We start from the raw sequence: 10,471 nt of genomic DNA on the forward strand, positions 1-10,471 counted from the left end.
CAGCGCCGCGCGCCACCGCGTGCGCAAGGGGCTGACGCGCGCGCGCATCAGCGCCATGGCCGGGAATTCGCGCGCGCGTACCAGCGGCGGCGCGGCGAAGGTCAGCGCGATCAGCGCGCCATAGGCGGCGGCGAGCAGCAGTGCCTTCGCGTCGATCACCACCCCCGCTTCCACCGGCAGCAGGCCGGAAAGCGCCCGGCCCAGCAGCGGCGTGGTGGCCACGCCGATCAGCAGGCCCGCCGCTATGGCGATGGCCGAGGCGACGGCCATCTGCAGCAGGTAAATTCTTGCAATATCGCGGCTTTCCGCGCCGAGAATCTTGAGCGTGGCGATGCTGCCGCGCCGCGCTTCGAGATAGGAGGACACGCCGTTGCCGATGCCGATCCCGGCGATCGACAGCGCCGCCAGCGCCACCAGCACCAGGAACTGCCCCATGCGCCCGACGAAGCGGTCCAGCCCCGGCGATGCCTTGTCGCGCGTGCGCGCCTCGAACCCGGCCACGGGGAAGCGCGCGGTGAAGGCATCGGCCAGCGCTTGCGGATCGGCGGCCGCGCCACCGGCGGGCAGGCGGACGCGGTATTTCGCGCGGATCATCGATCCGGGCTGGACCAGCCCCGAAGCGACCAGCGCCTCCGGGCTGACGATCACGGTGGGGCCAAGCGAGAACCCTTCGGACAGCCGGTCCGGCTCGTCCGCGATCACCCCGCCGATGGTCAGCAGGGCATCGCCGATCCGCAGTTTTCCGCCGGTTGTCACGCCCAGCCGGTCGGCCACGCCAGCGGCGATCCACGCGGTCATGCCGGTGGGGGCGCCGGCCCGGCGGCCGCCTTCCAGCGTGAGCGTGCCGTAGAGCGGCCAGCGCGCGTCCACCGCCTTCAGCTCCACCGGGACGGCCACGTCTTCGCCCTGCGGCAGCCGCGCCATCGCCTGCAGCCGCGTGCCGGCCGAAACCGTGCCCAGTGCGCGCATCGCCGCCATTTCGGCGTCCGACGCCCCGCGCTGCGCCAGCGTGAATTGCAGGTCGCCTCCCAGCAGCACGCGGCCCCGGCTGGTCAATTCGCGCTCGATCGCGCCGGTCAGCGTGCCGATCGCGGCCAGCGCGGCGGTGCCCAGCACCAGGCAGACGAGCAGCAGCCGCAGGCCACGAAAGCGCCAGTCGAGCCCGCGCCGGGCCAGCCGCCAGGCGGTGCCCCAGCCCATCCGGCCTGCCGTCATCGTGTTGAATCCGAAGCGATTTCGCCATCGGCGAGCCGCACCACGCGGCCACAGCGGGCGGCCAGCGCCTCGTCGTGCGTGACCATGATCAGCGTCGCCCCGGCTTCCCGCGCGCGCTGGAACAGCAGGTCGGCCACTGCCGCGCCGGTCGCCGCGTCAAGATTGCCGGTCGGCTCGTCCGCGAACAGGATCGCCGGGCGCGGCGCCAGCGCGCGGGCGATGGCGACNNCCCGCCGGAAAGCTGCGCCGGATAGTGATTCAGGCGGTGGCCCAGCCCCACGGCGGCGAGTTCGGCCTCCGCCCGCGCTTCGGCCCCGGCCATTCCCGCCAGTTCCATTGGCGTTTCGACGTTTTCGCGCGCGGTCATCGTCGGCAGGAGGTGAAACGCCTGCAGGACGATGCCGATTCGCCCGCGGCGCGCGGCAGCAAGGCCGTCCTCGTCGAGCGCGGTGAAATCGGCGCCGGCCACCTCCAGCGCGCCGCCGCTGGCGCGTTCCAGCCCCGCGAGCACGGCCAGAAGCGAGCTTTTGCCCGATCCGGAGGGGCCGAGAAGCGCCAGCATCTCGCCCGCACCGACGGTGAGGTCGATGCCGCGCAGGATATCGACGCGGCCCTCGCCGGAGCCGAGATGGAGGGTCAGGTTGCGGGCGGAGATGATCGGAGAGGTGCTTGTCACCGCGCAGGAGTGGCATAGATTGGTTGCGCTTCGCAACCTGTGCCGTCCGATCCAGAAAGCCCCCATGCGCCGTTTCCCGCTCGTTATCGCCCTTGTCCTGTCGCTGGCCGCTTGTTCGGGCGAAAAGGCTGCGGATTCAGAGCCTTCCGCGTCCCCAACGACGGCGGTTTCGGCCGCGCCCGTTCCCGCCAACGCGCCGGTGATCCTGGCGTTCGGCGACAGCCTCTACGCCGGATACCAGCTCCGGCAGGACGAGAGCTATCCGGCGAAGCTGCAGGTGGCGCTCAACGCGGCGGGAACGCCGGTGAAAGTGGTGGGCGCGGGCGTCTCCGGCGATACCACGGCGGCCGGCTTGCAACGGCTGGCGTTCACGCTCGACAACCAGCCCGTAAAGCCCGCGCTGGTGCTGGTGGGGCTGGGCGGCAACGACATGCTGCGCGGGCTGCCACCGGCCGAAACCCGCTCCAATCTCGATGCGATCCTGGCCGAATTGAAGAAGCGCGGGTTGCCCGCGATGCTCACCGGAATGCTCGCCGCGCCCAACATGGGGGCGGACTACACACGGGCGTTCAACCCGATCTGGCCGGCGCTGGCGAAGAAGTACGACGTGCCGCTGGTGCCGTTCTTCCTGCAACCCGTGATCGGCAACAAAGCATTGTTATTAGGCGATAATATCCACCCCAACGCGCAAGGAATCGATCGCATCGTGGTGGCCACGCAGGGCGATGTGGCGAAGGCGCTGAAGGCGGCGGAGGACAGGCACGGGGCCTGATCAGGCCCGCGTGGCCACGCCGTCCGCCACGCGCCACACCGCGCTGCCGCCTGCGATTTCCTCGAACGGGGCGAGTTCGGTGCCGGTCATCCACACTTGTGCGCCCGATGCCGCCAACCGCTCGAACAGTGCCGCGCGGCGCAGCGGATCGAGATGCGCGGCGATCTCGTCCAGCAGCAGCAGGCGGGGCCGCTCGCCGGCGGTGAGCTGTGCGTGGGCCAGCACAATCGCGATGAGCATGGCCTTTTGCTCGCCCGTGGAGCAGTCCGCGGCGGGCGATTGCTTGGCGGCGAGGGTCACGGCCAGGTCATCGCGGTGCGGACCGGTCAAACTGCGCCCCGCCGCACGGTCTCGGCGGCGATTGTTACGTAACAAAATGCGCAATTCTTCGCCGTCCGAAGGCGTTTCGGAGGCATATTCGAGCGCCGGACGGGCGAACGGCTGCTCCGGCAGCACCGCGATGGCGCGCGTCAGGTCCGCCACCAGATCGCGCCGGGCCGCAGCAACTAATGCTCCGTTTTCAGCCATTTGGCTTTCGAGCGCGTCCAGCCACAGCGGATCGGGATCGTCCGGATCGGCCAGCAGGCGGTTGCGTTCGCGCAACGCCGTCTCGTAACGGCCGGCATTTCGGGCGTGTCCGGGCAGGCGCGCCAGCACCAGCCGATCGAGGAAGCGGCGCCGTCCGCCCGCGCTTTCGGCGAAGAGGCGGTCCATGGCCGGGGTCAGCCAGGTGATGGAGAGCCACTCGGCCAACCGTGCTGCCGGCCCTTCCGCACCATTTATCCTTACATTCCGGCGGTTTGGAGCATCCGCCGTGCTGGCCGTGCCGAGCGCGACCGCGCCATCTTCCAGTTCCGCCGCCACGGCGAAGCCTCCATCGCCGCTGCGCCCGGCCATTTCGGCGGGCTGCGCCCGGCGCAAACCGCGTCCGGGCGCCAGCAGCGAGACCGCTTCGAGCACGTTGGTCTTGCCGGCGCCATTCTCGCCGACCAAGATATTGAAATCGAGCGTTTCTTCCAGGCGCGTCGCCACGTGGTTGCGAAAATGACGCAAGGTGAGGCGGGTGAGCGACATGGCGGCGGCTTAGAACATCGTACAGGCAGGGGGGAACCGATTTCGCCGCTGGCGGGTCTGGCAGCGCGCGTTACGTGATGAAATGGCCTATTGTTACGTAACAAAATCCATTTTGTTACGTAACTAATCGCCCTTTTCGAGCAGACCGTGCTTCTTCAGGCAGTGCCGGAGCTGATCGTAGCTCAGGCCCAGCGCTTTTGCGGTCTGGCGCTGGTTGTAGCGGTGCCGTCCGAGCGCGTGTTCCAGGATCGCGCGCTCATGCGCGTCCACAGCGCCGCGAAGATCATCAATAAAATCAAAATCTTGTGCCGTTCTTGGCGAGGCTGCCGGCGCGGGCGACGGGGCCTCCGCGATGCGCGGCAGGGACGCCGGCTTCCACGGACTTTCGAACGGATCGAACTGAATATGCGCGATCGGGGCGCCAGAATCGTCCCAGCGATAGACCGCGCGTTCGATTACGTTACGTAACTCGCGGACGTTTCCGGGCCAGGCGTAGTCTTCCAGCTGCCGCGCCGCGTGGGGGGCAAAGCCGGGCCAGGAATCCCAATGCAGCTCGGCGGCCATGCGTCGCCCGAAATAATCGGCCAGAACCGCGATATCGCCCTCGCGCACGCGCAGCGGGGGCAGGGTAATGACCTCGAAACTCAGCCGATCGAGCAAATCGGCGCGAAAGCGGCCTTCTTCGGCGGCTTTTGGGAGGTCTTCGTTGGTCGCGGCGACGATTCGGACGTCCACACGCACCGGACGCGAGGCGCCGATCCGCGTGATTTCGCCATATTCGACCGCGCGCAGCAGCCTTTCCTGCGCGCTCATCGACAAGGTCGCCAGTTCGTCGAGAAAAAGCGTGCCTTTGTCCGCTTCCTCGAAACGGCCGGCGCGGGCGCGCGTCGCGCCGGTGAAAGCACCGGCTTCGTGGCCAAAAAGTTCAGCTTCTATAAGGGTTTCTGGCAGTGCAGCACAGTTCAGGGTGATCAGCGGCTCCTGCCAGCGGGTCGACAGGCGGTGCAATCTTTCGGCGATCAGTTCCTTGCCGGTGCCGCGCTCGCCGATCACCAGCACGGGCCGCCGCATGGGCGCGGCGCGGCTGGCGCGTTCGACGGCGTCAAGAAACGCGCCGGACTGGCCGATGAACTGAACTTCCCGATCCATGGCCAAGTTTTAGCATATTTCACCAAATCAAGGCAACGGATGCCATGTCATAGGTGCGGCGCGGGTGTAAAAATGGCGGATTTCCGGGATTCCCGCGGTTTGGCACGCGGCTTGCTGAAAGGTGAACAAACGCACTGGCCCGGTATCTTCGGCCACGCTTTCACGGAGAATGCAGATGTACACCGCCCGCTTCTTTTCGACCAAGCTCGGCCGCGCAGCGCTCGCCAGCATTGGCGCGATGCTGGCTCTCAACTGCTTCGCACTGACCCAGCAGATTCAGGCCGCGCCGCAGGTGCTGGCCTCCAGCGCCGCGATTACCGGCGAACTGGCGTGACCGAAGACCTGACCCCGGTACGACCGGAAGGGTCGCGCGCGTCCCGCTTCGATGCGGAGCTGGATGCGCTGCGCGCCAACACCCGTTTCCAGGACGCGAATGGCCAATCGCGTCCCATCTTCACCAACGGAGTCAACCTGATGGGCATTTTTTCGCGGACGCGCGATATTATTGCTGCCAATTTCAACGACTTGCTGGACAAGGCGGACGATCCTGCCAAGATGATCCGGATGATCATCATGGAGATGGAGGAGACGCTTGTCGAAGTGCGGGCCTCCGCCGCGCGCACCATCGCCGATCAGAAGGAGATGCAGCGGCACGTCGGGAAGCTGGAACGGCTCCAGGCAGACTGGGCGGAAAAGGCCCAGCTCGCGCTCAGCAAGGATCGCGAGGATCTGGCCCGCGCCGCCCTGGTCGAGAAGAACAAGGCGACCGACATGGCCGAACAGCTCAAGGCCGAGATCGGCGTCCTCGACGATGCGATGCGCGCCTACGAGCAGGACATCGAGAAGCTCCAGACCCGTTTGCGTGAAGCGCGCAGCCGCCAGACGGCGATCGCCGCGCGGCTGGAAAGCGCCGAGAACCGCGTCCGCCTGCGCAGCCTGCTCACCAACGAGCGCGTCGATGAGGCGCTTGCCCGGTTCGACCAGCTCGAACGCCGCGTCGACTATGCCGAAGGCCGTGCCGATGCGCTGAACCTGGCCGATGGCAAGGCGCCGAGCCTGGCGGACGAGATCGCCGCGCTGGCCGGGCAGGACAAGGTGGATGAGGAACTCGAAGCGATGAAGCGCGCGTTGGCGAAAGGCAACTGATCCATGGAAGAGGTGCTCATCCCGCTCGTTGCGATCTTGGGAATCTTCGTCGGGTTACCCTGGATCATCCTTCACTACATAACCCGCTGGAAGACCGCCGCCACGCTGACCACGGGCGACGAGGCGCTGCTGGACGAACTGTACCAGCTGGCGCGCCGCCTGGACGAGCGGATGGATACGGTGGAGCGGCTGGTAGCGTCCGACAATCCGGAATTCCGCCCCGCGCGCATCCAGCACGATCGCGAAACAGACAACCAGCAGCTGCGAGAGCTTGATCGCATGCTCGCCGAAAAGAAGGGGATGTCGAAGTGAATAGTCCACGAACCCGCTTCTACCGGGATAAGGTTAACGGGAAGTTCATGGGTGTTTGCGCGGGCATCGCGGATTACACCGGCGTGGACGTGCTGTGGGTCCGGCTGGGCTTCGTGGTGCTGACGTTCTGCGGCCTCGGTTTCCTGCCCTTCGTGTACCTGGCGCTCGGCTTCCTGTCCGAAAAGAAGCCCGGCTACCTTTACGGCGACCGGCAGGAGCAGAAGTTCTGGCAGGGTGTCCGTCAGTCTCCGGCGCGCACCGCCCGCGAAGTCCGCGCCCAGTTCCGCGATATCGACCGCCGGCTGGCCGAAGTGGAAAGCTTCTATGTCAGCAGCAATCCGCGCCTTTCGGCCGAGATCGAGAAATTGCGCTGAAATCCGGTTATTCCGGGGCAGCGTTGAGGGGAAAATGACCGATGTTCGATCCGATTTCGATACCGATCGTGGCGCTTAGCATCCCGATCGTGGCCATCGTCACGCGCCACAAGCGCCGCATGGCCGAACTGCGCATCCGTGAAGTGGAAGCGGGCGCGGTGCAGGGCGACGGCGCCACCGCGGCGCAGGTCAAGGCGCTGGAGGAGCGGGTTCGCGTGCTGGAACGCATCGTCACCGACAAGAGCTATGACGTGGCCGCGCAGATCGAGGCGCTTCGTTCCGACGGCGCCGGCATCCTGGCCGCCGAAGCCCTGGCCCGGCCGGAGTTGCGGCCATGATGCCATCGGTCTTTCTCGCCGCGCTGGGCATCGTCATCGGCCTGCCCGTCACGCTCGGCATCGTCTCGGACCTCTACAAGCGCCGCCTGGCGTTCAAGGAACGGGAAATGGAACTGCTTTCGCGCCAGACGGCGGAAAAGACCGCGCAATACATCGCGCACAACGAGCGGCTGGAACAGCGCGTGCGCGTGCTGGAGCGGCTCGTCACCGATTCCGGCACGGACCTCGCGCTGCGGATCGAGGCGCTGCGCGAAACCGAAGTCCACTGAGGTATTCAACCGCAGGTACAAGGAAATACGCCCGTGAGTTTCTGGAGCGCCATGGTCGCCATCGTCGCCATCCTCGCCTTTGCCCGGATGCGGATGCATCGCCGCTGGCATGAAAACGAAGGGTATCGCGCCGGCCCGCCCGCCGATCCCGCCTATACCGCCGAACTGGAGCGCGAGGTGGAAACCCTGCGCAAGCGGCTGGAAGTGGTGGAGCGGATCGTGACCGACGCCAGCACCAGCCAGGCGCACGATACGCGCCGTCTGGCCAGCGAGATCGAGGCGCTGCGCGACCGCTGACGCGCCCGCCCTACCGGAGAACCAAGATGCCGGACACGACTCTGTTCACCGATCCCACCCTGATCGCAGCCGCCGCGCTGGTGGGCCTTGTCATCGTCGCCGCCGCGCTGCTGCGCGCCTGGAACGGCTGGTTGGCGTTCAAGCGGCTGGAACTGCAGCATCGCCACGGCGAGATTCCGGCGGTCGGCCTGATCGAAGTGGCCGATCTCAAGGAGCGCATCCGCAAGCTGGAAGCCATTGCAAGCGGGGTGGACCTGTAACGGTCCTGCGCCTATCCCGGCGCGCAAGACGGACCGTGGACGGCAAGACAGTTGATGCGCAGCCTTGAAGACATTCTGGAAGAATACGCGTTTCTCGATGGCGATGAACGCTATCGCCTGCTGATCGAACTGGGGCGCGAACTGGAGCCGATGCCCGACGCGCTCAAGACCGACGCCACGCTGGTGCGCGGCTGTTCGGCCAGCGTCTGGGTCTATCCCATCGAGAATGAAGGGGCCGGAAAGCTCCATTTCCTGGCGGATAGCAACGCGGCGATCACCAAGGGCATCGTTGCGCTGGTGCTGGCCGCGGTGCAGGACCAGCCGGCGCAGGACGTCGCCGGGACCGACATCGCCGCCAGGCTGGCGCCATTCGACCTGAAGAACCAGCTTTCCTCCAACCGGACGCAGGGCGTGCCCAACATGATCGCGCTGGTGCGCGAACACGCCGCGCGGATCGCGGCCGGATAGCGCCGTGCTGGGCCGGCATCTCTGGACGGGGGCCGGCCTTGCCTTCGTCGCGATCGGGGCGGTGGGAGCATTCCTGCCGCTGCTGCCGACCGTGCCGTTCCTGTTGCTGGCCGCTTTCTGCTTCGCCAAGGGCAATCCGGCGTGGGAACAGCGCCTGCTCGATCACCCGAAATATGGCCCCGCGCTGCGCCAGTGGCGTGAACGCCGCGCCATTTCGCGCCGGGCCAAGCAGGCGGCGCTGCTTGCCATGGCGATCAGCGTGGGCATCACCGCCCTGACCGCCGGCTGGCCCTGGGTGCTGATCCCGGCGGCAGTCATGGCGATTTCGGGCACCTGGATATGGACGCGCGCGGAATGAAAGTGGTTTCCCTGCATCGCTACCCGGTCAAGTCGATGGGCGGAGAGGCCATGACGCGGGCCATGGTCACGTCGCGCGGGCTGGAAGGCGACCGGCGCTGGATGATGGTGCGCGAGGACGGCCGCTTCCTTACCCGCCGCGAATTGCCGGCGATGGCGCTGGTTTCGGCACAGCCGACCGAGCACGGGCTGCGCCTGCGCCATCGCGCGCCCGGCGTCGATGCCGCAAGCGAACTGGACGTGCCGGTGCCGCTGTCGGGCGCTCCCGAACGGCCGGTGCGCGTGTGGGGAGACGAGGTGATCGGCCAGGATGCCGGCCCCGCCGCCGCAGCATGGCTGTCCGCGCTGTTCGGGCGTCCGGTGCGGCTGGTCCACATGGCCGAGCAAACGGTGCGCCCGGTCCACCCGGATTATGGCGCGGCGGGCGACCGGGTCAGCTTCGCCGATGGCTTTCCGCTGCTGGTCACCACGGTCGAATCGCTCGCGGCGCTCAACGCGCGGCTCGATGCGCCGCTGGACATGGGCCGCTTCCGGCCGAACATCGTGCTGGAAGGCGCGGGTGCGGCCTTTGCCGAGGACGGCTGGCAGCGCCTGCGCATCGGCGGCCTGACGCTGCGCGTGGTCAAGCCCTGCACGCGCTGCGTCATCACCACGCAGAACGTGGAGACCGGCGAAAGCACCGGCCCCGAACCGCTGCGCACGCTGAAGGCGATGGGCCGCGTCTGGCAGAAGATGCCGGTCTTCGGCCAGAATGCCATTCCCGATGGCCCCGGCGCGATCGCGGTCGGGGACACGGTGGACGTGCTTTAGGCGAAGACGTCCGCCTGGTTGGGATTCTTGGGATCGGGGCCGAAGCGGTTGGGGCCGCGCGTGCCTTCGATGCACATGAAGACCAGCACGATCAAACCGCCGACGTAAGGCACGAAGGCCAGCAGCACGAACCAGCCGGACTTGTCCTGATCGTGAAAGCGACGGACTTGCACGGCTATCGACGGGATAAAGCTGCCGAGTACGAATACCCCCAGAAGCAGCGCGCCCAGCCAGAACAGTGGCCCGCGCGAGGGTGTTCCATCGGGCGAAAAGCTGAAGCCGCCAGCCATCATGAGTGAAAAAACGACTGCGTAGACGATGGCCGTGAACAGGATAAACATCCAGTATTCCTTGCGCCGCGAACGGCCGGAAAAATCGGCATAGCGCCGGTACGGCATCAACATCCATTCCATCGGACAATCCCCTGCTTCGGCCGCTCTGACAAGCTGGCGGCGTGTAATGCGGAGGAAGGCACGATTTTCTGCGGTCCGCAAGAAAAAGGGAGGCCGCAGCCTCCCTTTCCTCCTCCGCTTCGGCGCGATTGTGGAGCGGTCTTTCAGAACCGGTAGCGCACCGTGCCGCCCCAGGTGCGCGGCTGGTTGACGTAGCCCGAGATCGAGCCTGGCTGCGCCACCGAATCGAAGATGTTGAGCAGCCAGCGGTGGTTGAGGATGTTGCGGCCCCAGACCGAGAACTCGATGCCGTTGTGCATCGCCCAGGTGAGCGAGCCGTTGAGTTCGCTGACCTCGCGCGTGAACGGCTGCGCCGCCGCGATCGCCGCGTCGGTGCCCCCCGAAAGGAAGCCGGGCAGGCCTTCCTGGATCTGCACTTGCGCTTCGTAATGGAAATCGCCGCGCAGGATCAGGTGATCGTCGTTGGGGAAGACGTGGTCGATCTGCGCGCCCCAGGTGGCCGAGATCGAGGGGATGCCCGCCGGCCGCGTGCCCGAAAGAT

General features: G+C 66.9%; 16 protein-coding genes and 2 pseudogenes. 12 read left to right on the forward strand and 6 right to left on the reverse strand.

Annotated features, from left to right (window positions below):
- Both B3547_RS12505 and B3547_RS12510 read right to left on the reverse strand, forming a co-directional pair.
- The coding region (locus B3547_RS12505) for an ABC transporter permease (protein ID WP_349676491.1) at positions 1–1,215 on the reverse strand (1,215 nt) is incomplete at its 3' end.
- Positions 1,212–1,891 (reverse strand): annotated as a pseudogene (locus B3547_RS12510) (ABC transporter ATP-binding protein). The pseudogene B3547_RS12510 and the gene B3547_RS12505, both read right to left, overlap by 4 nt.
- A 64-nt stretch (positions 1,892–1,955) precedes the next feature.
- On the opposite strand from B3547_RS12510, the gene B3547_RS12515 reads away from it, so the two are divergent.
- Entirely contained in the window at positions 1,956–2,663 is a 708-nt protein-coding gene (locus B3547_RS12515) for a GDSL-type esterase/lipase family protein (RefSeq protein WP_292963615.1), read from the forward strand.
- Here B3547_RS12515 and recF read toward each other — a convergent pair whose 3' ends face one another.
- Together recF and pspF are read right to left on the reverse strand one after the other, a co-directional pair.
- Complete coding sequence (gene recF / locus B3547_RS12520) at positions 2,664–3,737, reverse strand: DNA replication/repair protein RecF (protein WP_292963618.1); 1,074 nt, start codon at positions 3,735–3,737, stop codon at positions 2,664–2,666.
- 123 nt (positions 3,738–3,860) lie between these two features.
- On the reverse strand, positions 3,861–4,886 hold the full coding sequence (gene pspF, locus B3547_RS12525; protein WP_136957323.1) for a phage shock protein operon transcriptional activator: 1,026 nt from the start codon (positions 4,884–4,886) through the stop codon (positions 3,861–3,863).
- Positions 4,887–5,055: 169 nt separating this feature from the next.
- Between pspF and B3547_RS12530 the strand changes: the two genes are divergently transcribed.
- From B3547_RS12530 to B3547_RS12580, 11 genes are read left to right on the forward strand one after another with little or no spacing between them, the layout of a single operon-like run.
- Complete coding sequence (locus B3547_RS12530) at positions 5,056–5,220, forward strand: hypothetical protein (RefSeq protein ID WP_292963624.1); 165 nt, start codon at positions 5,056–5,058, stop codon at positions 5,218–5,220.
- Positions 5,217–6,032: a phage shock protein PspA gene (gene pspA / locus B3547_RS12535; protein ID WP_223806685.1), complete on the forward strand. Its 816-nt coding sequence runs from the start codon at positions 5,217–5,219 to the stop codon at positions 6,030–6,032. The genes B3547_RS12530 and pspA overlap by 4 nt, the downstream gene beginning before the upstream one ends.
- 3 nt (positions 6,033–6,035) lie before the next feature.
- Positions 6,036–6,344, forward strand: coding sequence for an envelope stress response membrane protein PspB (pspB, locus tag B3547_RS12540; RefSeq protein WP_124809981.1), 309 nt, complete (start codon positions 6,036–6,038; stop codon positions 6,342–6,344).
- On the forward strand, positions 6,341–6,718 hold the full coding sequence (gene pspC / locus B3547_RS12545; protein WP_124809980.1) for an envelope stress response membrane protein PspC: 378 nt from the start codon (positions 6,341–6,343) through the stop codon (positions 6,716–6,718). The genes pspB and pspC overlap by 4 nt, the downstream gene beginning before the upstream one ends.
- Before the next feature lie 41 nt (positions 6,719–6,759).
- The gene (locus B3547_RS12550; RefSeq protein WP_124809979.1) at positions 6,760–7,056 is read left to right on the forward strand and encodes a hypothetical protein; all 297 of its coding nucleotides are present in this window, start codon (positions 6,760–6,762) and stop codon (positions 7,054–7,056) included.
- Complete coding sequence (locus tag B3547_RS12555; protein WP_190287275.1) at positions 7,053–7,325, forward strand: hypothetical protein; 273 nt, start codon at positions 7,053–7,055, stop codon at positions 7,323–7,325. Before B3547_RS12550 ends, B3547_RS12555 begins: the two co-directional genes overlap by 4 nt.
- A 33-nt stretch (positions 7,326–7,358) precedes the next feature.
- On the forward strand, positions 7,359–7,622 hold the full coding sequence (locus tag B3547_RS12560; RefSeq protein WP_292963628.1) for a hypothetical protein: 264 nt from the start codon (positions 7,359–7,361) through the stop codon (positions 7,620–7,622).
- Between the two features lie 26 nt (positions 7,623–7,648).
- Complete coding sequence (locus B3547_RS12565) at positions 7,649–7,882, forward strand: hypothetical protein (RefSeq protein WP_124809978.1); 234 nt, start codon at positions 7,649–7,651, stop codon at positions 7,880–7,882.
- A 54-nt stretch (positions 7,883–7,936) separates the two neighbouring features.
- Positions 7,937–8,350: a SufE family protein gene (locus tag B3547_RS12570; RefSeq protein WP_292963630.1), complete on the forward strand. Its 414-nt coding sequence runs from the start codon at positions 7,937–7,939 to the stop codon at positions 8,348–8,350.
- A gap of 7 nt (positions 8,351–8,357) precedes the next feature.
- Complete coding sequence (locus tag B3547_RS12575) at positions 8,358–8,708, forward strand: YbaN family protein (RefSeq protein WP_194921411.1); 351 nt, start codon at positions 8,358–8,360, stop codon at positions 8,706–8,708.
- Positions 8,705–9,517: an MOSC domain-containing protein gene (locus B3547_RS12580; protein ID WP_292963632.1), complete on the forward strand. Its 813-nt coding sequence runs from the start codon at positions 8,705–8,707 to the stop codon at positions 9,515–9,517. Before B3547_RS12575 ends, B3547_RS12580 begins: the two co-directional genes overlap by 4 nt.
- On the opposite strand, the gene B3547_RS12585 is transcribed toward B3547_RS12580, so the two are convergent.
- Both B3547_RS12585 and B3547_RS12590 read right to left on the reverse strand, forming a co-directional pair.
- Complete coding sequence (locus B3547_RS12585; RefSeq protein WP_292963635.1) at positions 9,514–9,930, reverse strand: DUF805 domain-containing protein; 417 nt, start codon at positions 9,928–9,930, stop codon at positions 9,514–9,516. The genes B3547_RS12580 and B3547_RS12585 overlap by 4 nt on opposite strands.
- Before the next feature lie 143 nt (positions 9,931–10,073).
- A pseudogene (locus B3547_RS12590) lies at positions 10,074–10,471 on the reverse strand (TonB-dependent receptor); the annotation flags it as partial.

Source organism: Novosphingobium sp. UBA1939 (assembly GCF_002336885.1).
GTDB lineage: Bacteria > Pseudomonadota > Alphaproteobacteria > Sphingomonadales > Sphingomonadaceae > Novosphingobium.

Coding starts and splice junctions, on each gene's coding strand:
- B3547_RS12515 (WP_292963615.1), top strand. CDS start 1,956: ATGCGCCGTTTCCCGCTCGTTATCGCCCTTGTCCTGTCGCTGGCCGCT.
- recF (WP_292963618.1), bottom strand. CDS start 3,737: ATGTCGCTCACCCGCCTCACCTTGCGTCATTTTCGCAACCACGTGGCG.
- pspF (WP_136957323.1), bottom strand. CDS start 4,886: ATGGATCGGGAAGTTCAGTTCATCGGCCAGTCCGGCGCGTTTCTTGAC.
- B3547_RS12530 (WP_292963624.1), top strand. CDS start 5,056: ATGCAGATGTACACCGCCCGCTTCTTTTCGACCAAGCTCGGCCGCGCA.
- pspB (WP_124809981.1), top strand. CDS start 6,036: ATGGAAGAGGTGCTCATCCCGCTCGTTGCGATCTTGGGAATCTTCGTC.
- B3547_RS12550 (WP_124809979.1), top strand. CDS start 6,760: ATGTTCGATCCGATTTCGATACCGATCGTGGCGCTTAGCATCCCGATC.
- B3547_RS12555 (WP_190287275.1), top strand. CDS start 7,053: ATGATGCCATCGGTCTTTCTCGCCGCGCTGGGCATCGTCATCGGCCTG.
- B3547_RS12565 (WP_124809978.1), top strand. CDS start 7,649: ATGCCGGACACGACTCTGTTCACCGATCCCACCCTGATCGCAGCCGCC.
- B3547_RS12570 (WP_292963630.1), top strand. CDS start 7,937: ATGCGCAGCCTTGAAGACATTCTGGAAGAATACGCGTTTCTCGATGGC.
- B3547_RS12580 (WP_292963632.1), top strand. CDS start 8,705: ATGAAAGTGGTTTCCCTGCATCGCTACCCGGTCAAGTCGATGGGCGGA.
- B3547_RS12585 (WP_292963635.1), bottom strand. CDS start 9,930: ATGGAATGGATGTTGATGCCGTACCGGCGCTATGCCGATTTTTCCGGC.